Origin of the sequence: Streptococcus sp. 2022WUSS083 (assembly GCF_044427155.1) — a bacterium.
GTDB classification, from domain to species: Bacteria; Bacillota; Bacilli; order Lactobacillales; family Streptococcaceae; genus Streptococcus; species Streptococcus hashimotonensis.
This window is the reverse complement of sequence record NZ_JAOTGK010000006.1, coordinates 95,992-115,924: the sequence shown is the minus strand read 5'-3', so window position 1 is coordinate 115,924 and position 19,933 is coordinate 95,992. Positions and strand designations below refer to the sequence as shown.

Annotated in this window: 19 protein-coding genes and 1 pseudogene; 3 read left to right on the top strand and 17 right to left on the bottom strand. The window is 41.3% G+C overall.

What is annotated here, in order from left to right; translation table 11 throughout:
• Positions 1 to 368 precede the first annotated feature (368 nt).
• From ODU41_RS09160 to ODU41_RS09080, 17 genes and pseudogenes are all read right to left on the bottom strand, one after another.
• A complete protein-coding gene (locus ODU41_RS09160; protein WP_024393242.1) occupies positions 369 to 839 on the bottom strand; it encodes a sigma-70 family RNA polymerase sigma factor in 471 nt (156 codons plus the stop codon).
• A 351-nt stretch (positions 840 to 1,190) separates the two neighbouring features.
• Entirely contained in the window at positions 1,191 to 3,164 is a 1,974-nt protein-coding gene (gene ftsH, locus ODU41_RS09155; protein ID WP_074391317.1) for an ATP-dependent zinc metalloprotease FtsH, read from the bottom strand.
• Between the two features lie 21 nt (positions 3,165 to 3,185).
• Positions 3,186 to 3,728: a hypoxanthine phosphoribosyltransferase gene (gene hpt, locus ODU41_RS09150; RefSeq protein WP_014735203.1), complete on the bottom strand. Its 543-nt coding sequence runs from the start codon at positions 3,726 to 3,728 to the stop codon at positions 3,186 to 3,188.
• A 7-nt stretch (positions 3,729 to 3,735) separates the two neighbouring features.
• Positions 3,736 to 5,004, bottom strand: a complete 1,269-nt coding sequence (tilS, locus tag ODU41_RS09145) for a tRNA lysidine(34) synthetase TilS (RefSeq protein WP_141590819.1) — start codon at positions 5,002 to 5,004, stop codon at positions 3,736 to 3,738.
• On the bottom strand, positions 5,005 to 6,285 hold the full coding sequence (locus tag ODU41_RS09140) for a serine hydrolase (RefSeq protein ID WP_044668891.1): 1,281 nt from the start codon (positions 6,283 to 6,285) through the stop codon (positions 5,005 to 5,007).
• A gap of 12 nt (positions 6,286 to 6,297) precedes the next feature.
• Positions 6,298 to 6,411, bottom strand: coding sequence for an SP_0009 family protein (locus ODU41_RS09135; RefSeq protein ID WP_004194325.1), 114 nt, complete (start codon positions 6,409 to 6,411; stop codon positions 6,298 to 6,300).
• Entirely contained in the window at positions 6,408 to 6,776 is a 369-nt protein-coding gene (locus tag ODU41_RS09130) for a septum formation initiator family protein (protein WP_004194327.1), read from the bottom strand. The genes ODU41_RS09135 and ODU41_RS09130 overlap by 4 nt, the downstream gene beginning before the upstream one ends.
• Entirely contained in the window at positions 6,763 to 7,035 is a 273-nt protein-coding gene (locus tag ODU41_RS09125; protein ID WP_004194330.1) for an RNA-binding S4 domain-containing protein, read from the bottom strand. The genes ODU41_RS09130 and ODU41_RS09125 overlap by 14 nt, the downstream gene beginning before the upstream one ends.
• A gap of 49 nt (positions 7,036 to 7,084) precedes the next feature.
• Positions 7,085 to 10,579, bottom strand: coding sequence for a transcription-repair coupling factor (mfd, locus tag ODU41_RS09120; RefSeq protein WP_398578941.1), 3,495 nt, complete (start codon positions 10,577 to 10,579; stop codon positions 7,085 to 7,087).
• Positions 10,579 to 11,148 carry an aminoacyl-tRNA hydrolase gene (gene pth, locus ODU41_RS09115; protein ID WP_044693495.1) on the bottom strand — a complete coding sequence of 190 codons (570 nt, stop codon included), beginning with the start codon at positions 11,146 to 11,148 and terminating at the stop codon, positions 10,579 to 10,581. Before pth ends, mfd begins: the two co-directional genes overlap by 1 nt.
• 54 nt (positions 11,149 to 11,202) lie before the next feature.
• A complete protein-coding gene (gene ychF / locus ODU41_RS09110; protein WP_014637241.1) occupies positions 11,203 to 12,318 on the bottom strand; it encodes a redox-regulated ATPase YchF in 1,116 nt (371 codons plus the stop codon).
• A gap of 85 nt (positions 12,319 to 12,403) precedes the next feature.
• Positions 12,404 to 12,655 (bottom strand): annotated as a pseudogene (locus tag ODU41_RS09105) (helix-turn-helix domain-containing protein); the annotation flags it as partial.
• Between the two features lie 37 nt (positions 12,656 to 12,692).
• Positions 12,693 to 14,270: a recombinase family protein gene (locus ODU41_RS09100; RefSeq protein ID WP_154410947.1), complete on the bottom strand. Its 1,578-nt coding sequence runs from the start codon at positions 14,268 to 14,270 to the stop codon at positions 12,693 to 12,695.
• A 144-nt stretch (positions 14,271 to 14,414) separates the two neighbouring features.
• Positions 14,415 to 14,609 carry a hypothetical protein gene (locus ODU41_RS09095; protein ID WP_002334813.1) on the bottom strand — a complete coding sequence of 65 codons (195 nt, stop codon included), beginning with the start codon at positions 14,607 to 14,609 and terminating at the stop codon, positions 14,415 to 14,417.
• A 72-nt stretch (positions 14,610 to 14,681) separates the two neighbouring features.
• The gene (mobV, locus tag ODU41_RS09090) at positions 14,682 to 15,626 is read right to left on the bottom strand and encodes a MobV family relaxase (RefSeq protein ID WP_398578940.1); all 945 of its coding nucleotides are present in this window, start codon (positions 15,624 to 15,626) and stop codon (positions 14,682 to 14,684) included.
• Between the two features lie 183 nt (positions 15,627 to 15,809).
• Positions 15,810 to 16,205: a replication initiator protein A gene (locus ODU41_RS09085; RefSeq protein WP_002588752.1), complete on the bottom strand. Its 396-nt coding sequence runs from the start codon at positions 16,203 to 16,205 to the stop codon at positions 15,810 to 15,812.
• A 111-nt stretch (positions 16,206 to 16,316) separates the two neighbouring features.
• Positions 16,317 to 16,730 carry a cysteine-rich VLP domain-containing protein gene (locus ODU41_RS09080; RefSeq protein ID WP_002588751.1) on the bottom strand — a complete coding sequence of 138 codons (414 nt, stop codon included), beginning with the start codon at positions 16,728 to 16,730 and terminating at the stop codon, positions 16,317 to 16,319.
• A gap of 338 nt (positions 16,731 to 17,068) precedes the next feature.
• Between ODU41_RS09080 and ODU41_RS09075 the strand changes: the two genes are divergently transcribed.
• From ODU41_RS09075 to ODU41_RS09065, 3 genes are all read left to right on the top strand, one after another.
• Complete coding sequence (locus tag ODU41_RS09075; protein WP_002334816.1) at positions 17,069 to 17,872, top strand: helix-turn-helix domain-containing protein; 804 nt, start codon at positions 17,069 to 17,071, stop codon at positions 17,870 to 17,872.
• A 28-nt stretch (positions 17,873 to 17,900) separates the two neighbouring features.
• Positions 17,901 to 18,446, top strand: coding sequence for an AAA family ATPase (locus ODU41_RS09070; protein ID WP_398578939.1), 546 nt, complete (start codon positions 17,901 to 17,903; stop codon positions 18,444 to 18,446).
• A gap of 175 nt (positions 18,447 to 18,621) precedes the next feature.
• Positions 18,622 to 19,488, top strand: a complete 867-nt coding sequence (locus tag ODU41_RS09065; RefSeq protein WP_001255868.1) for an aminoglycoside 6-adenylyltransferase AadE — start codon at positions 18,622 to 18,624, stop codon at positions 19,486 to 19,488.
• Positions 19,489 to 19,933 lie beyond the last annotated feature (445 nt).

The following is a 19,933-nucleotide window of genomic DNA, read 5'->3' as shown; positions in this document are numbered from 1 at the left end:
TTCTATCATCTTCTACTGAACTTGTCAACACTTTTTCGAAACTTTTTTTCATTCCGCTACTGACTAGTCCCTCAAGAGACAACTCAATTATTCTATCACGACTTATACACATTGTCAACCGGTTTTTTGATATTTTTTACACTGGAAGTTCTATGTAGATACTAAAGCATAAGGTTAATTCCAAATAATACCGCTAAATCAGTCAATCAGGCACTTAAGTTACTATTGGCTGAGTATCACATTTAGTCACTCCTCTCCTATTCCTTCTTCTCTTTGCTATAACCTAGATAAAAAGAAACTGAACAGAACTTTTTATGATGCTTCTGCCCAATTTCTTGATTTGATTAACATAATGTTAGCGACTAGCTTTAGCGAAAGTCTTTCAAATGAATTTGTAGATCACGTATCATTTCACGGCGACCATTAAAACATTGTCCGCTAATTAATTTTTCGTATTTATCAAGCTGATCATTGCTCAGATTTTTTCGATAATCTCTCAAGGCACCTCTCAACATTAATAGTTCATCGTTTATCAATCCCGGTGATTGTATTGCGTGAGATAATTCGTGAATATCTTCATGTGGCATACGGTCAAACTTGCGTTTTTGACTTTCCTGTTTGCGGATACGATCCTTGATTCGATTTCTGAACTTGACTTTGAAATAACAATATAATTGAACTTGTTCATCAACTAGCCACGGTTGATCTTCCAACAATTCAAATAAGGTCATCATTCCTTCTTGTTCCCAATCATCTCGATCCCATAGTTTAATGTAAAACTCTTTTCGAGCCTTGTTTACAATACCTTTGACGCTTGCGTACACTTTTTCGAATTCCATTTCTTAATCTCCTTTTGTTGATGGTTTAAGTTTATCGAAAAGTGCTGTCTTTCTACAGGACATTTTTGTCTAGCATACTTTATTTGATTTTTCTTTTTTAAAGTACATTTGCTATTGATACTCTATGGCAAACATTGCATTCTGCTTCAGAAGGGAGTTATTTGGTATAGTTCTAAGATTGAAATAAATAACTATTGATTCGTTTTTCTTGTAAATACCCTGTTTCTGATGTGTAGCCTGTAAAAAAGCCTTCGCCAAAATTATGTACTTAGCGAAGGCTTGGTGGTTATTTTAGTGGTTAAGAGTGAGGGCAGATCCGTTATGGAATGTCTTGCCCAGACTATTTTTATGCTACTCTTTCGTATTAATTTTCTCTTTTACTTCTTCATAAGAAAGGGGATGAACATCTTCGTCATCGTGTTCAATATTCTCTGGCATTTTGCCTGTTTCATACAGAGATTTAATTTGAACACTATCAAGAGTTTCATATTTGAGAAGTGCTTCTGCAATCAGTTTGTGTGTATCACGGTTTGATTGAATAATATCTGCAGCTTTATTTCGAGCCTCATTTAGCAAATCTCTTACTTCATTATCTAACTCATATGCAGTTTGCTCAGAAATATGTTTTTGAGTTGTTTGTCCACCAAACATTGCATGACTGCCTTCATACTGCATTGGTCCCATTTTTTCACTCATACCATATTCTGCAACCATAGCACGCGCCATCTGTGTAGCTTGTTCAAAGTCATTTGAGGCACCGGTTGTTTGGGTATTGAAAATAATTTCTTCTGCAACACGACCACCCATAAGACCAGCCAATTGCTCCTTCATATCTTCTTTAGATAGAAGCATTTGATCTTCTTTAGGGAGGGCAATCATGTATCCACCTGCGCGACCGCGGGGAACAATTGTTACTTTGTGAACTTCACGTGCATTTGATAGTACGAGACCAACAATTGTATGACCTGCTTCATGGTAGGCAACGATTTCGCGTTCTTTGGCTGAAACTTGACGGTCTTTCTTAGATGGCCCTGCAATAACACGATCTTCTGCTTCGTCAATATCTGAAGCATCAATGACAGTCTTGTTTCGACGTGCTGCTACAAGGGCTGCTTCGTTAAGAACATTCTCTAAATCTGCACCAACAAATCCTGGTGTTTGTTGTGCTACTAATTTCAAATCTACATCTGCTGCTAGTGGTTTATTCTTCGCATGAACTTTAAGGATTGCTTCACGTCCTTTAACATCCGGACGACCAACCAATACTTTACGGTCAAAACGACCTGGACGAAGAAGGGCAGGATCTAAAACATCACTACGGTTGGTTGCGGCAATGACAATGATCCCTTCGTTCCCTTCAAAACCATCCATTTCAATTAAGAGTTGGTTGAGGGTTTGTTCACGTTCATCGTTACCGCCACCCATGCCGACACCACGTTGGCGACCGACAGCATCGATTTCATCGATAAAAATAATGGCTGGTGCTGCTTTTTTTGCATCTTCAAATAATGAACGAACACGGCTGGCACCGACACCAACAAACATTTCAACAAAATCTGAACCAGAAATGGAGAAGAATGGCACACCCGCTTCACCCGCTACTGCTTTGGCAAGCAAGGTTTTACCTGTTCCTGGAGGACCCTCTAGTAGCACACCTGCTGGAATACGTGCTCCAAGTTTAGTAAAGCGTTTTGGATCCTTCAAAAATTCAACAACTTCAACTAATTCTTGTTTTTCTTCCTCTGCACCCGCGACATCTGAGAAACGAACTTTGATATTACTTTGCTCAAGAGCTTTTGCTTTGTTTCGTCCAAAGTTCATTGCTCCTCGAGCTCCGCCACCGCCCTGGTTCATCATCATCATGAAGAATACACCAACGATAACAAGCGGTAACAAATTAAAGATGATATTTAACCAAAGTCCATTTGAACTTTCAGGTTTAATAGTAACCTTTACTCCATTTTCATTTGCAAGAGCTTGTAGCTCTGACAAATTCGTTTCTGACGGTAAAATTAGTGACTTAAAGTTTTTATACTTAACTTTGCTAGAAACTTGGAATAACTTAATAGATGAAGCTAACTCATCTTTAGCTTCCTGTTCTGTTTTGTACTTACCAGTAATTTCAATAACACTTGAATTTGGTTGATAAGTAATTTCAGATACATTATTATTTTTCAATTCAGTCACTACTTGTGAATAACTGATTTCTTGAGTTGCTACTTGCTGACCAGCGTTAAAAAATTGAAAGGCTGTAACAATAGTGGCAATAACGAGAATAATGAGAAAAGGATTTTTTATAAATCCTTTATTTGGTTGATTGTTCATAATATAGTAGGAAACCTTTTTCTATTTTGTGTAAACTTCCTCTTTGAGTACACCAACATAAGGAAGATTACGATAATTTTCATCATAATCTAAGCCAAATCCAACTACAAATTCATTTGGAATAGTAAAGCAAGTGTAGTCTGGCTCGATTTCAACAACACGACCTTCTGGTTTATCAAGAAGAGTGGCAATTTTAATAGAAGCTGCCTGACGCAAAGCAAAGAGTTCTTTCAATTCTTTTAATGTGCGACCAGTGTCAATAATATCCTCTACGAAGATGATATGTCGACCTGCAACACTATTGTCCAAATCCTTGATAATCTTAACGGTACCGCTACTCTCCGTTCCGCCATGGTAGCTAGAAACAACCATATAATCCGTTTCTACATGGGCATCAATATGTTTCATTAATTCTGCCATAAATGGGATAGAACCTTTTAAAATTCCTACAAGAATAGGATTCTTATCTGCATAGTCTGTTGCTAGAATTTGACCGAGTTCTTTGCATTTTGCAACGATTTCTTCTTCTGAAACAAGAATTTTCTTAATATCTTTGTCCAACATAGTTGTTCTACTCTTTCATTTTTATATATAAGGTAGCTTTGATTATATCATTTTTTACTGATTTACTCAAATCACTGCTAACAAGATTCGTAATTCCATAAATTTCTCCATTCTGCTCGATAATAAGCGCATTTTGTCGAACTTTCTGTGAGATTTTATTATCAATAAACCAACGGCGCAGTTTTTTATTTACTCCGTTTATTAAAATGGTATCCCCAGCCTGCCTTCTCCTCACTACAATTGGATTTTCTGTAGGAAAATATAAAATACTATCCGCTTCTTCCAAAGGAAGATTGAGAGAAAAAATATATGAACCGTAAGAAAAAATACCCTCTGATTTTATCATGATTTTTTCTGGTTGACTATCCGTCTCTGGTCCTATTTTATAAATTTGAAAACGATGATAATCCTTCTCTAACATGTAATCATTTTTCAATAAATGATAGTAGTTAGCTTTTGAACGCAAGATGTGTAATACTTCATTAAATTGTGGACGAGAGAGCTGTAAATCAGGAAATTTTTCCAAATATTCCTCTAATAGATAACTTTGTACTGCAGGTGTCTGTTGTTGAAAACTCATCACATCTGTAACGGATAAATCCTGTGTCAAATCTCTTAGCGCTTGAAATAGATTATTTGTATCAACTGCAAGATTATTGAGAGCAAGTTCGATTTTAGGATTTTCCTGTTTTAACTTTGGTAAATAGTCATTTCTGACTCTATTTCGAAAATATTTGAAATCTGCATTACTGCAATCTTCAAAATGAAATAGCTTATCAAAATCTGCCTTTTTAAAAGATAAAAGTGGTCGAATAAGTTCTCCTGTTGCAAAAGGCTGAGTCGGTTGAATTGCTGATAAGTGACGCAAACGCCCTCCTCTAATCAATCGCATAAAGACAGTTTCTGCTTGATCATCTGCATGGTGGGCTGTCACTAGTGCAGTGTAGCCTTCCTTCTCCATGATTGTAGCAAAAAATCCATAACGCCATTTTCGTGCCGCTTCTTCTGAAAAATCACCTTCAAAATGGGACAGATAAAAGGGAACATTACTTTCTTCTGCTAACTGTTTAAGATATTTTTCCTCAATGACAGATTCTTCCCTCTGTCCATGATTAATATGGGCAATTCCAAGTTCAATCCCTAACACTTGTTTGCATTCGTATAAAAGATGGAATAGGTTCATAGAATCTACCCCACCGGATACGGCTACTAGTACTTTCTTATGTTTATCAAAAAAGTGACCATCCTGTGTCACTTTTAAAAATCTATCTTTCATTTACTTTAAAATCCCGTAAATATCATTTGCAATTTGTGTAATCTCATCATAATTTGATTTATCTGTAAAAATAGATAAAACAAAAGGAGACCCTGCGTAAACAATCGCTACATCGTGTTTGACATCATCTGCATCGCCAATTTTATGAGCAACTGGAACTGAGATGTCTTTCGAAATACGTTGATTATCAAATTGAGTAGATAACAAACTTTCTAGCACATAGCCATTTTGAATATATAAAGCTTCCATCATTTTCCCTGCGATCTCAGCTGAAGTTTCACGTGTAACCATACTCCACTCACTACCTGTTTTAGCAGTTATTACTTGATAAAAATTGGAATCGAATTTATTAGCTACATAATAAGAAAGTAAATTACTAGCTACATTATCTGACTCTTTAGCAGTCTTATTGATCAATTCTTCCACTGAATAATCTTTGTTGTCAGGAGTTTTTGACAGTGAACCACTTCCTCCAGCAACATAAGCTCCTGGGAAGGATATAGATTCGGCTGTATATTTCACTTTAGTAGTCAAATCAATATACCCAGCATTCAGTTGCTCTTGAACGTAATAAAGAATTGGTAGTTTAGCAATGCTGGCAGAATAGAATAGTTTCTCTTGATTTACACCTGCAGTTTGACCTGTTGACAATTGTTTCACATATATACCAATAGTATCTTTGGAATATTTGTTAGTCAACAACTCTTGAACGGCTTCTACTCTATTATCCGTTTTAGAAAGATTATTTACTGCAATCCAACCTTTATCTGTAACATAGGCAAAATCACCTAGGGAAGTTGTTACGATTTTAGAAACCATAACAGCTTGATAGGGTTGTAAATCATTTTTTATTTCCGTAGCTTCGTTAGCAATTGGTGAGGTTAACAATGTGAAACCTTTTTTTGTCCAATAAGTTTGCTCAACAGTAGTTTCTGTAACAATTACATCATCAAATAGTAGATGCCTACTTGCAAGAATGTAACCCTTGTCATCTATTTGGAAAACCAATTCTTTTTTGCTATTGACTAGAACATCCGTAATAGAAAAACGTTGGTTCGGCTGTAATTGTCCACCTGCTATAGTCAGTTCTTCATCCGAATAAAGATTCTCAGTTTGAAAAACATTTGGGTTTTGAGGGATAGTTTGAAAATACTGATCATAGATAGTATGAGTCAATTCGTATTCTTCTTGCGCTGTGAGTTCAAATGGTATTTCTGTACTATCGACCACCTGCCATCCAAACAAAACTGGCAATAACCATACGAGCAGTTTTTTCTGCATACTCCCTCCTTTCTACGATTCATTTTCTTCTAACTTTAATTCTCTATTCTTTTGATTCAACTCTTCTAATTTTTCATCAGAATGCTGTAAAAATTGCTCTACAATTTTAAAAATAGATTCGGTCATTTTGGTAACCCTGGAATATTGTAGACAAATTCCCCTTCTTTAGAGTATTGATACTTAGCCCGAACATACTTTGCTGCGTATTCCTCATTTTTCAATTTTGCAACCATCTCTGCTTCCTGCTTCTGTTCTTTGGTCAGTTCTTCGTAATTTTTTTCCAATTCAGCAAGTTTCTTTTCCTGCTGCTGAATATTAGTGTAAGTCCCAACAAGATTATAGGCAGGCAACATAAAAAGAAAGATAACTAGAATGAGAATTGCACCCATAAAACGATTTTTTTGTTGGCGTTCTGCCAATTGATGCTGAGTTTTTTTACGCTCCGACTGAATAAAGGCATTATTCAGTTGTAGAATTTTAGATTTCTTCATCTTTTTCTATCCTTTTTTCACTGATAATTTCATACATTTTCAGTGCGTCTTCTTTTTTAGTCGAATCTTTCATTTCAAGTACTTTTACAGTGAGTAGTTTATTACCAAATTGGATTTCAACCTGATCATTTACTTTTAAATCTGTTGAAGATTTCGCCAAAATCCCATTGACTTTTATTCGTCCTTTATCGGCAACTTCCTTCGCAACTGTTCGACGCTTAATAATGCGGGATACTTTCAAATATTTATCTAGTCTCATACTTTACCTCAGTTCATTATTTTACCATTTTTCAAGGTATTTGAGAAATTTATTCTGCCTTCCTTGCTTTAATTTCTTTTAATTTTTCGGCAAAAGAAATCAATTCCTCTAATATTTCATATTCTTTTTTCTGTTGAATGTTAAACACAACAGCTAGTTTTCCTTTATTTTCCGTTATCTGAGCTTTCAAATTTGTCACAGATAAAGCTTCAAAGTAATCTTGCGTTAGGAAAATTTGACCAGCCATAGGTTCGAATGTTACTGTCACTTGATGTTGTCGTCTAAGAACTGTATGACAGAAAACTTGGTCTAAAAATGACTTCAATAGACCGATTTCCAGTAAGTAGGCTACTACATCAGGATACTCTCCAAAACGGTCTATCAATTCTTCTTGTAATTCTTGATAGTTGACACGACTGTCAATATTCTTTATACGCTTGTAAATTTCAATTTTTTGTCGCTGATCAGCAATATAGTCACTTGGTAGATAGGCGTCAATCTGTAGGTTGACCTCAGTGTTGCTTTTCTGACGCTGAGACGCCTTGCCTTGTTTTTCTAAAATGGCTTGTTCTAGCAATTGTGAATACAATTCATACCCTACAGAATCAATAAATCCTGACTGGGCAGCGCCTAAAATATTTCCAGCTCCACGGATAGACAAATCTTGCATAGCAATCTTGAAACCTGATCCTAGTTCTGTAAAGCCCTTGATTGCCTCTAAACGTTTTTCAGCTACTTCTGTCAGGGACTTGTCTGGACGGTACATGAGATAGGCATAGGCAATCCGACTGGAACGGCCAACACGTCCTCGAAGTTGATAGAGAGTTGACAGCCCCATATGATCGGCATTTTCAATAAACAGTGTATTAGCATTTGGAATATCAACACCTGTTTCGATGATTGTTGTGGTCACTAGAATATCATACTCACCCTCTACAAAGGCATAGAGAGTATTTTCTAATTGGATTTCCGACATTTGTCCATGGACGTATCCTATAGTAGCTTCTGGAACCAAGTCTTTTAATTCAGACACTTTCTGTTCAATAGTGTCAACTTTATTGTAAAGATAGTAAACCTGACCTCCGCGATCTATCTCACGAAGCATTGCATCTCGAATAACGGAAGGATTTGTTTCCATCACATAAGTTTGTACAGGATAGCGATTTGTCGGTGGAGTCTCAATTACTGATAAGTCACGGATTCCCAACATGGACATTTGCAATGTCCGAGGAATTGGAGTTGCAGTTAGGGTTAGGACATCTATTTTCTTTTTCAGTTCCTTCAAGCGTTCCTTATGCTTGACACCAAACCGTTGCTCTTCGTCAATAACCAGTAAACCTAAATCAGCAAAAACAACATCTTTTGATAGGAGGCGATGGGTACCAATCAAGATGTCAACTTGGCCTTTTTTCAACTTCTCAAGTGTTTTTTCCTGCTCTGCCTTTGTTTTAAAACGACTCATAACATCAACATTAACAGGAAATTCTGCAAACCGTTCTTGGAAATTAGCGTAGTGTTGCTGGGCTAAAACAGTCGTAGGAACAAGAATAGCTACTTGCTTGCCATCATTGACAGCTTTGAAAGCAGCGCGCATAGCTACCTCTGTCTTACCAAAGCCGACATCCCCTACCAGCAAACGATCCATTGGAGAGTCCTTTTCCATATCTTGTTTGATTTCATCAATGGAACGAAGTTGGTCGTCGGTTTCCACATGTGTAAAGTAGTTGTCAAACTCAACCTGATTCTCATCATCTGGTGAAAAGGCAAAGCCTTTCAGTTGACTACGCTCCGCATAAAGCTTAATCAAATCATCTGCAATATCCTCCACTTGCTTCTGAACTTTTTGCTTGGTTCGTTGGAACCGACCATCGTTTAGTTTATTAACTTTTGGAGCTTTCCCATCAGACGCTAAGTATTTGGAGAGAAGATCAATTTGTTCTACAGGAATAGAAATGCGATCAGAGTTTTGATATTGAACCGTTAAATAATCACGATGAATGCCTGAAATTTCAATAGTCTCAATTCCTAAGTATTGACCGATACCATGAACATGGTGAACGACATAGTCACCAACTGCTAATTCACTATAGTCCTTAATACGTTCAGCGTTAGAAATATTGGTTCTACGTGTCTTACGCTTCATTTTCTTATTGAAAATCTCTTTTTCAGTGATGAAAACTAGTTTCTCATCCATCAAATGAAAACCTGAAGCTAACTGACCAATCGTAACCTGTTGCTGACCTTCTACTAACTTATCTGCTGCATGTACTGGAAGATGGATATCATACTCTTGTAAAGTTTTCTGTAAAGTCTGTAAACTTACATCAGAACTCGCTTGAATAACAACGGTATTGTTTGACTTCGCATACCGAGTCAATTCATCTTTTAGCAGTGGAATCTGGTGGAAAAATTCCTGCATAGGATACTGTGTGAATTGATAGAGAGCATCAAACTTTACATTACCTAAACCTTTTTGAAAACTTGAAAAGAAAGTGGCAGGTTTGTATTTTCTTAACTCCGAATAGGTAGATGCAAAATAGTGCAAACTTGACACTGATTTTCCCTTTTGTAAATCATCTGTCAATAACTCTGCTGATTCTTTTTCAAATTGAGCCTGCTTGTCAGCAATTTTATGAAAATCATCTAAAAATAAGGGAGAACCCTTTGGCAAATAATCCAACAATGTCCAAGATTGTTCATATAAAAATGATAGAAATTTTCGTAAATCGGGATGACGATATTCCGTTTGCATATCTGCCACGACTTCTCGTAAATAAGACTGCTGCTCCCCACTTCTAGATTGGTCAATAGAGATTTGGATTTTCTGACTAGCCCGCTCATAGTCAGTAGACGATAAAATAATATCTGATGCTGGTGACAAACTGATTTGTTCGAGATTCTCTAAAGACTTTTGACTATCTACATCAAAAATACGGATGCCATCAATTTCATCTCCAAAGAATTCTAAACGGCAGGGAGATGCCGCTTGCATATCAAAAATATCTAGAATATCCCCTCGTTGGCTAAATTCTCCCTGAGTTAAAACTCTGGACACCTTTTTGTAGCCTGTATTGACAAGTTTCTTTACAAGTTTGTCAACTTCTATTTCTTGACCAACTTCAAGCTTTATTTTAGAACCTTTATAAGTCTCAGGACTCGGCAATAAGACCCGACAAGCAGCCATACTAACAACTAAAATTCCTGAACTAGTAGAATCTGTCAAGAAATTTAAACTGTCAATCCTTGATTGAGTCCGTTCTTTTGACGCAAAAACAAACTCGGCAATAGGACTATCATCTGTAAAAAAGTTGTAAACATTCTCACTTCCAACGATGGCTGTTAAATCTGCAACTAATTTCTCAGCATCATTTTGAGTAGCAGTCACAATCATTATTTTCTCAGCCATACTATCATAGGCAGTCGCCATGATTAATGACTTACTGGTTCCAGTGAGTCCTAATAATAGTTGGCGGGTTGACTTGTTTAAGCCAGACTGCCACTGATTGATTTGCTTGTTCTTGTGAAGTAAATCGAGTATATTCATTATCCGTTAAACTTTCTCATTACTGTATCAAAATCATCTTCTTCGAGATATACGTTGACAGCCTTGTCAAGTTTATCTAGTGCTAAGTCGATTTCAATACGGTCCTCTATATCAAAACCAGACAAGACATGGTTTACAACGCTCATTTTTCCTTTAGGACGCCCAATACCAATCTTAATACGGTCAAATTCCTGCGTTCCAATATGCTTGACAATGGATTTGATGCCATTGTGGCCACCTGCTGAGCCTTTTTGACGGAAACGGATTTTCCCAACAGCCATGTCCAAATCATCATAAGCCACCAGAATATCGGTCTCATCCAATCCATAATAGGCCATCAAGGCATGGACAGCCTTACCTGATTCGTTCATGAAGGTCGTTGGTTTGACCAGGTAAATTTTTTCACCATCAATAAAGGTTGTAGCAATGTCTGCTTGGAAAATCTTATCGTGACTAAAGGTCACATTTTCACGTTTAGCAATCTTATCCAGCAGCATAAAGCCGACATTGTGCTTGGTTTCAAAATAGCGGTCTCCGGGATTTCCCAGACCGATGATCAATCGTGTCATTTTTTCTCCTTACATACCAAAAGGCTGGAAAATGCTTTCCAACCTAATTTTCTATTAGACGTTAAAGCGGAACTCCATGATGTCCCCATCTTGAACAACGTACTCTTTTCCTTCTTCACGGAGGCGTCCTGCTTCTTTAACAGCCTTCTCAGAGCCATATTGAATCAAATCATCATAGGACATGGTGACGGCACGGATAAAACCTTTTTCGAAGTCTGAATGGATAATGCCTGCACACTGAGGAGCTTTCATACCACGTTTGAAGGTCCAAGCACGAACCTCCTTCTCCCCTGCTGTAAAGTAGGTGCCTAGACCAAGCAAGTGGTAGGCTGCACGTGTTAATTTGTCCACGCCAGATTCTGTTAATCCGAGAGCTTCCAAAAACTCTCCCTTGTCTTCATCGTCGAGTTCTGAAATTTCTTCTTCAGCACGCGCAGAAATCACCACCACTTCTGCATTTTCTGTTGCCGCAAAGTCACGGATTTGCTGAACATAACTGATAGACTCAGGATCTGCTACCTTGTCTTCATCGACGTTGGCAACATAGAGGACTGGTTTAGTGGTCAAGAGGAAGAGTTGCTTAACGATTTTTTGTTCTTCATCTGTGAAGTCAACTGTACGAGCAGATTTTCCGTCTTCTAGGACAGGTTTGATTTTTTCAAGGACTGCAAATTCTGCCACAGAATCCTTGTCTTTTTGCGTACGTGCCATTTTTTCTACACGCGCATAACGCTTGTTGATGCTCTCTAGGTCCGCCAAAATCAATTCTAGGTTAATGGTATCAATATCTGCGATTGGGTCGACAAAAGCGTCTTCACGACCTTGTTCACGCATGACATTTTCATCGTCAAAGGCACGCACCACGTGGACAATGGCATCAACCTCGCGGATGTTGGCCAAGAATTTATTTCCAAGTCCTTCACCTTTAGAAGCACCTTTTACGATACCGGCAATATCAGTAAATTCAAAAGTCGTTGGGACTGTCTTTTTAGGGGTGATGAGTTCTGTCAATTTCTGCAAACGCTCATCGGGCACTTCCACCATACCGACGTTTGGATCAATAGTCGCGAAAGGGTAGTTGGCTGCCTCTGCTCCTGCCTTGGTAATTGCGTTAAATAGGGTTGATTTACCAACGTTTGGCAAACCGACGATTCCTGCTGTTAAAGCCATGTTTTTTTTACTCTCCAATTAAAAATTCAATCATGACTATTATAGCAGAAAAGTAGAGAAAAAGCTTGCTGTTTGGCAAGCTTCGTTAAAAATAATGCTGAATAAATAATCCACCTAAAAGCATAACTGCAAGAAAAATAAGAACGACAACATCTCCTCTCGTAAGAGGTCGTTTGGATTCTTCGTTCAAGAATTCCCAACCATTCATTTTTCCTCGTTGTTCCACCACAATTTCCTTCTCGGGTTCTTTCCCTAAAACCAGATAGTCCAGACTGACACCAAAGATTTCTGCCAGCTGAACCAGTTTGTCAATATCTGGCGTTGCTTCGCCCGTTTCCCTTAGTTAAAGATATTGTTGGGTATCTCAAGATGTGTCATTCGATTTTGCCGATAAAGCGGTAGAAGATTTCCACTTCCTGTTCCCGGCTTCCGTCCTCACTTTTGACCGCTTCATGGACAAGGATTTTTTCAATCAGCGTATTCAGAAGTTCAGCCGTCAATTCTGTGGGATTGACATACTGTTTCATCAGACCTATCCACTTTTCAGCGTCAACCGCTGTCTGGGCGGCGGTCTCCATCGCTTCGTGAAGCCGTTCAATTTTTACGTCCAATTCTCGCTGTTCGCCCTGATACTTTTCGGACAGCATATTGAAATTGTATTCTGTAATGCGTCCGGCAGACCAGTCCTCATACATTTTTGCAAACAGGGTGTCTACTTCTGCTTTGCGCTTTTCCGCCTTTTTCAGTTCGGCTGTCTGCCGCTTCCTTGCAGTATTGCGTTCCTTGTCGCTGGCGTTAAGTAGCCGTTTCAGAAGTTTGTCCCCATCCTGCTGTGCCAGCACAGACCAGTATTGCAGACGGGAAAGGACATAGGCGTAAAGCACATCATAGCGGATATAGTGCATGGAACACTGGTGCAATCCTTGCCCGTACTTGCTACAATGGTAGTGGGCATAGGGATTTTTGTTCTGGCTGTTCATACCATAGGCCAGCGACCAGCCGCAGTCCGCACATTTTACCAGCCCGGAAAATATCTGTGTTGTGCCGTTCTTCTGCCGTCTGCGCCTGTTGCAAATCTGCTCCTGTACTTGACGGAACACATCTTCGGAAATAATCGCTTCGTGGGTGTTCTCCACACGATACCATTCCTCTTTTGGCTTGCGTACTTTCTTCTTGTTTTTGAATGAAATGTTGGTCTGCTTATTGTGGACGCTGTGTCCGATATAGGTTTCCTCTTTCAGAATACTTTTCACCTGCGCTATCGTCCACGCATAGGCTTTTTCCTCCGGCGCTCCGGCATAGATATTTGCGAAAGTGCCGTATCTCTGGAAATTCAGCCAGCCGGGAGTAGGTACTTTTTCTTCGACCAAAATCCGTGTAATGCTGGCGGCTCCCCGGCCATGAACGGCAAGGTCAAAAATCTTTTCGATAATCCACCTTGTTTCCGGGTCAATCAGAAGATGGCCTTTCTTATCTGGGTCTTTGACATAGCCAAGCGGAGCATAGGCTCCATAGTGTGCGCCATTTGCGAACCGTGTCCGCATGGCCGCCTTTACCTTTTTGCTGGTCTGGCGGGCGTGCATTTCATTCAGAATGTTGAGGAATGGGGCAAGCTCATTCTCTCCGTTGATGGTGTCCACATTGTCATTGACAGCGATATAGCGGACGCCTTTGCTGGGAAAGTAGATTTCCGTGTACTGGCCGGTCAGAATGTAGTTTCTGCCTAAGCGGGATAAATCCTTCGTAACAACGCAGTTGATTTTCCCGTCCTCAATGTCATCAATCATTCTCTGAAAATCCGGCCTGTCAAAGTTCGTTCCAGACCATCCATCGTCGATATATTCATCTATGACATTCAGGCCATGCTCGGCGGCATATTGCCGGAGCATCATGCGTTGTGTCTGAATACTCCCGCTTTCTCCTTGCAGTTCATCGTCCCGGCTCAATCTCATATAAAGCGCCGTGTTGTAAATCGTAGTATTGTAAGGTTGTTTCACCGTAAAAATCCTCCTTCTAAAGAAACAACCCACGCTTACAATACTTTTGCTCTATGGCAATTATATCATAAGCGTGGGCGTGTTATCAATGATGGGCTATCAGGTTGAAGCGGCTTTTTCTGCGGTATGCCGCACCACATCTACAATCAGATCACCGAGGGGCTTCCCGCCTGCGGCGAAGTGTTCGGAGATTTTTATACGGTTGTTCCCACATACAAAATACTGCGTGCCGTTCTCTGCTTGTATAACCTGCCCTGTTCGGGGTGTAAAAATATCGCTTTCACTTTTTGCCATCCAGTGTCCTCCATATTCAGTTTTCAAGGTACAATGCCGCACAGAGGCGGCGAAAATTTCTGCTTATATCTATCACCTTTCCTTTACCGTGTGCCGCTGCTGACGTTTCAGTTCCGCCAGTATATCCGGCGGGATACGGTCAACCAGCCGCTGTAAATTGTCCAGTTCGCTTTTCAGCTTTGCCCGTTCCATCGTATCTTTCATCTTTCCTTTTTCGCTGGCCTTTGCCCTTGCTTCCAACTTCTCATTCTCCGCCAGCAGGTCATTGATTGTGACCTTGTACTTTTTCAACTGCCCGGAGAAATTCTCCATCTGCGGGAACCACTTTTTCAGCATGGAGAGGGCTTCCTCTTTTTTCTTTCCGGCGTTCAGCGGGTTAATGCCGTCCAGTGTGGCTTCAATGGCTCTTGCCTGCCGGGAGAGGGAAACCGCCTGTTTGAAAAGCCGGGTGGGGATATGCTTCCGGCCTGTCCTGCTGGCGCTCTCCCCACGCTCCAAGTCAGGATATTTCTCCACCATATAGGCGTGAAAATCGTCCTGCCACTTCGTCAGGTTTGCCCGGTTGCCGATAATCTCCTTTGCACACAGGCGGTTGTCCTTTGTCAGCGGAACAAAGGTCAAATGCAGGTGGGGCGTTTTCTCGTCCATGTGTACCACCGCCGACACGATATTTTCCCGTCCTACCCAGCCAATGAGGAAGTCCGCCGCCCTCTGGAAAAACGCCTGTATCTCCTTTGGGGATTTCCCCTTGAAAAACTCCGGGCTGGCAGTTACCAGCGTATCGACAAACCGTGTGCTGTCCTTGCGGGTTCGGCACCCGGCCTGTTCAATGCGGTTTTGAATGAAATGATAGTACCTGCCCTCTGGCTTGACGATATGAAAGTTGTACTTGCTCCGGCTTGTGTCAATGTCGGGGTTGCTGGCGTATTGTTCTTTCTGTCTTTCGTGATGGGCTTCCAGCGGCCTTGCCGGGTTGCCCTTGTGCTTCTCAAACCGCAAAATTGCGTGTTGTGCCATTCTGCTCCTTTCCCCATTCCTTTCCTATCCGGGGTTTTCCACAGGGAAAATCCCGCAGAAATTAGCTCGGATAGGATTGGAATGGATAGAATATAAATAAATCTTTTTAATCTTTGTATTTCTATATACCGTCCGGTTTTCGTACTTCCGGGGAGTGATTTCCTCACTTCATAAGTACGGTTTTCAGCCCTCCGGCGTACCAGAACCGGATTTCTTGAAGTCGGTGTTTGGAACCGCTTCATAGGATTTTGGGAAAATGCGGTTGGGTTTTCCACAGCCCTGCTTCTGGATCTCCACCAGCCCGGCGTATTGCAGTTCCCGCAGGGTGTTTACCGCTTTCTGCCGCCCACAGTGGAGCAGGTCAACCACCTCGCAGATGGGATAGTACAGATAAATCCGTCCGCAATCATCCGCCCACCCATTCTTGCGGGATAACTCTGTCCGGCGCAGGATAAAGGCGTACAGAACCTTTGCCTCGTTGGACAAGGGCTTGAATGTGGGGGCTTCAAAGAGGAAATTCGGGAGCCGGGTGAAGCTGAACGCCTTTTCCGGCTGATGGATATAGATGGTATTTGTCATAGTGCGTTTTGTGGACGGTTAGAAGCCCGTTTTCCGGGGCGGGCGATACTTTATACCACCAGCCCCGGTTTGGGGCTTGCGAAGCCTGATAAATCAAGGCTTTTTTCGCTCCTAACTGTCCACAGCAGACCTCCTTTTCCGTTCACTTTCTGTTTTCTGCCGCCTGTGAACTCTGGCGGCACAGCCGGGGCAGTATTTTGCCCGGTTGGATTTGGGGACGAACACACCGCCGCAGACCTCACAGCGTTTCAAGTCCTTATCCCGGAAAATCTCCGCTTCCAGCGTCCCGTCCAGCGGCAAGACCGCCCAGCGGAACCACTTACAGCAGACCGAGAAAGAAATCGTCTGCGGACAGGTGCAGGTGTCCCCATCGTCAAGGACAATGCAGTTGCCGTCCTCACAGCAACAGCACTCCCGGCGTATCAGGCTGGCCGCCTGTTTTCTCTGCGCCGGGGTCATGCGGTAAAGGGAACCGTCCGGCCTGCGTTCCAGCGGCGGCAAGTCTTTATAGGGGTTATCTCTCATGCGTTCCCTCCATTTTGCTTTCCGTTGCCGTTCTCCCCGAAAAGGTTTCCTGCCCCATTCCTGCGGCGTGTTCCGGCGTTGGCACGCTCCTCGCAACTTCGGGACATTTTGTCCCGAAGTCCGACTCCTTGCGGTGCTTCCCCAGCCGGGGTATTCCTTTTCGGACGGTCATTCTGTTTTCAAGGTGCCGTCCATCGATGAACTACCCTAAGTCTACACGAAAAAAATGCAATTCCCGGAATATTGCGAGAATTGCATTTTGATGAAGTTTACACTTTGGAAATTGCATTTTTGCAATCATTCTGTATAATGGAAGTATGCGGAGGAGGTGCGTATCTATGGCTTTACCCGGAACGCCCGGACAGCGGATTTCCGATTTATGCAACGGGAACCACATCACACAAAAGGAACTTGCGGAGAAGATAGGCGTTTCCGCTTCCCAGTTGAGCCGCATTGTCAGCGGCGAAACAAGAACGGTCAGCAGTGATATTCTCATAGGTGTGGCAAAGGAATTTAAGGTATCGACAGACTACATACTGGGCTTGTCTACCGTGAGCGTTCGTAAAAGCTACGATATTTCTGAATTAGGCTTGTCCGAGGGAGCCGTGAGGGGGCTTGTGACGGGTGCTGTTGATGTGCAAATCCTCAACCGCCTGTTGGAACACAGGAATTTTCCTAAGCTGATAGATTTGATACGGATTTATTTTCAGGATACGGCGGCAAAGGGCATAACAGCAAGAAACCAGCTTATCGAGATGGCAACGGCTTCCCTGTCCGACCTGATGAAAGAACACCCGGAACACCGGGCAGAAGCGAAGCAGGATTTACAGCTTTTGAACGCCCAAAAGATAGGGGAACATGAAGCGGAGATTGAAAAAATCAAAAATGTGTTCCTGGCTATCCTGCGGGACATTAAGAAAGACATTGACAACGGGGAACAGCCGGGAGAAGCTGTGACCGCCGCTATGTTCCAAGCCATGCGGGACGCACTGGCGGAACAGAAACAAAAACCACTTTCCATTGACGATGTAACGGCGATGATAGCTGGACAGATCGGACAGCTTACACCGATGGATAAAGAAACTGTTGAAATGTTCCAGCAGTTTGCGAAGAAGATGATTGAGCAGGCAGGAACAAAGTGATAAATTTGAATTGTGAGGGAAAATACAGATGAATCAAGGAAGAATTATTGTGATTACAGGCTCACCGGGGACAGGAAAAACAACAACTGCGTCAATGGTCGCAAAGGAATCAGATATGGATAAATCAGTGCATATGCACACCGATGACTTTTTTCATTACTTAAGCAAAGGCGCAATACCACCACATTTGCCAGAATCCAACGAGCAAAATCTGGTTGTCATTGAAGCCTTTTTAGAAGCTGCAAAGCGATATGCTCGTGGCGGATATGATGTAATTGTAGATGGGATTGTCGGGCCATGGTTTTTGGAGCCATGGAAAGCTCTTGCCCAAGAAGATTACGAGGTACACTATATTGTATTAAGAGCGAGTAAAAAAGAAACTATGAAGCGAGCTGTGGAACGCTCAAAATTAGATAGAAAAACAAATATTGAATTAGTGGAAACAATGTGGGAGCAATTTTCCGGTTTGGGAGTATATGAATCAAATGTCATAGACACAACTACATTCACAATTAAAGATACGGTTTCCGCAATAAAAGAAAGAGTTGCATGTGGGACGTCTTTACTATCTTAGACATTCCCATTTGTCAGGAAGATAGCAAAGCCAGCCGAGCCAGTCAACGGTCAAGATGAACGGCGCATTTCATGCGCCGCCGTTGACAGTCCCGCCCGTCTTTGCTAAAGGGTAATCAAGGCGGGAAAGCCCTAAAATGGCTTCACACCTATTTCAATAATTGGAGGAGATAAAAATGAGATCAGAAAAGGAAGTTTATGATATTGTTTTGAATTTTGCAAAAACAGACAAACGCATTCGCATGGTTACTTTGGAAGGATCTAGAACAAATACAAATATTCCGCCTGATGATTTTCAGGATTTTGATATTACTTTTTTTGTTACGGATATGGACAGCTTCACAAGTGATGATAAATGGCTAGATATATTTGGTGAAAGGTTGATTCTGCAAAAGCCGGAAGATATGGAATTATTTCCAGCTGTAGAAAAGGGATTTTCATATTTAATGCTGTTTACTGATGATGTTAAGATAGATTTAACTTTGCTGCCGCTGGAACTGATAGACGAGTATTTTACATGGGATAAACTGGTAAAGTTACTGTTGGATAAAGACAACCGTATCGTAAAGCCGCCAATACCAACGGATATAGACTACCACTTGCAGAAGCCTACTCAAAGAATGTTTGACGATTGCTGTAATGAATTTTGGAATACTACAACATATGTAGTAAAGGGCTTATGCCGCAAAGAAATTCTTTTTGCTATTGACCATATGAATGATATAGTACGAAAAGAATTGCTTCGCATGATTTCCTGGCTGATTGGTATCAAACAGGGATTTCATTTCAGTTTGGGAAAAAACTATAAATTTATGAAGCAATATGTCCCAGAGGAATTGTGGGAACGACTTATGTCCACTTATAATATGGATTCCTATCCCCATATGTGGGAATCCTTTGAACAATGTATGGCATTGTTCCGGGAGGTTTCGTCAGAAGTGGCATGCCAGTTGGATTACCAGTATCCACTATATGATGAAAAAATCAGTAATTATGTGATTCGGCAAAAGAAAAAATATGGCATTGAAGATGATAACAAATAAAATTTTTTCAATCGAAAAAATTTATTTTGATTATTCAATTTTGAAAAACTGAATACCTCAAAATCAGAAAGAGAGCGGCCAAGCACTTTGAGGGATTGGCCGCCTTGTCCACCCATCCAGCGGGACAGCGGGCGGAGGTCAAGGCCGGGTGTAAACCCGTTCATTTCAGCCTTGACGGTTGCCCGTTGTCCTGCTACTTTTCCGGGAGTGTGGCCACAACTTCGGGACACTTTGTCCACAAGTTGGAGCGTAGGACGAGGAACTGGGGCTTTCATATACGCCCTGTCTGCTGATGAGTCCAGACCTGCGCTTGCGGCTCCACGCCACGCAAGCACAGCCCTGTTTTCCTGCCGCTTCAAATGCCCTTGCCCTCCCCGGCGGCAACGGCATTTTCACGGCAACGCCGGCAGAGCGTATAACACACTACACTTTGCTTCGCAAAGTC

Bases quoted from the DNA above. Each gene is read 5' to 3' on its own strand.
- ODU41_RS09160 (WP_024393242.1), bottom strand. From the start codon at position 839: ATGGAATTCGAAAAAGTGTACGCAAGCGTCAAAGGTATTGTAAACAAG.
- ftsH (WP_074391317.1), bottom strand. From the start codon at position 3,164: ATGAACAATCAACCAAATAAAGGATTTATAAAAAATCCTTTTCTCATT.
- hpt (WP_014735203.1), bottom strand. From the start codon at position 3,728: ATGTTGGACAAAGATATTAAGAAAATTCTTGTTTCAGAAGAAGAAATC.
- tilS (WP_141590819.1), bottom strand. From the start codon at position 5,004: ATGAAAGATAGATTTTTAAAAGTGACACAGGATGGTCACTTTTTTGAT.
- ODU41_RS09140 (WP_044668891.1), bottom strand. From the start codon at position 6,285: ATGCAGAAAAAACTGCTCGTATGGTTATTGCCAGTTTTGTTTGGATGG.
- ODU41_RS09135 (WP_004194325.1), bottom strand. From the start codon at position 6,411: ATGACCGAATCTATTTTTAAAATTGTAGAGCAATTTTTACAGCATTCT.
- ODU41_RS09130 (WP_004194327.1), bottom strand. From the start codon at position 6,776: ATGAAGAAATCTAAAATTCTACAACTGAATAATGCCTTTATTCAGTCG.
- ODU41_RS09125 (WP_004194330.1), bottom strand. From the start codon at position 7,035: ATGAGACTAGATAAATATTTGAAAGTATCCCGCATTATTAAGCGTCGA.
- mfd (WP_398578941.1), bottom strand. From the start codon at position 10,579: ATGAATATACTCGATTTACTTCACAAGAACAAGCAAATCAATCAGTGG.
- pth (WP_044693495.1), bottom strand. From the start codon at position 11,148: ATGACACGATTGATCATCGGTCTGGGAAATCCCGGAGACCGCTATTTT.
- ychF (WP_014637241.1), bottom strand. From the start codon at position 12,318: ATGGCTTTAACAGCAGGAATCGTCGGTTTGCCAAACGTTGGTAAATCA.
- ODU41_RS09100 (WP_154410947.1), bottom strand. From the start codon at position 14,270: ATGAGATTGAGCCGGGACGATGAACTGCAAGGAGAAAGCGGGAGTATT.
- ODU41_RS09095 (WP_002334813.1), bottom strand. From the start codon at position 14,609: ATGGCAAAAAGTGAAAGCGATATTTTTACACCCCGAACAGGGCAGGTT.
- mobV (WP_398578940.1), bottom strand. From the start codon at position 15,626: ATGGCACAACACGCAATTTTGCGGTTTGAGAAGCACAAGGGCAACCCG.
- ODU41_RS09085 (WP_002588752.1), bottom strand. From the start codon at position 16,205: ATGACAAATACCATCTATATCCATCAGCCGGAAAAGGCGTTCAGCTTC.
- ODU41_RS09080 (WP_002588751.1), bottom strand. From the start codon at position 16,730: ATGAGAGATAACCCCTATAAAGACTTGCCGCCGCTGGAACGCAGGCCG.
- ODU41_RS09075 (WP_002334816.1), top strand. From the start codon at position 17,069: ATGGCTTTACCCGGAACGCCCGGACAGCGGATTTCCGATTTATGCAAC.
- ODU41_RS09070 (WP_398578939.1), top strand. From the start codon at position 17,901: ATGAATCAAGGAAGAATTATTGTGATTACAGGCTCACCGGGGACAGGA.
- ODU41_RS09065 (WP_001255868.1), top strand. From the start codon at position 18,622: ATGAGATCAGAAAAGGAAGTTTATGATATTGTTTTGAATTTTGCAAAA.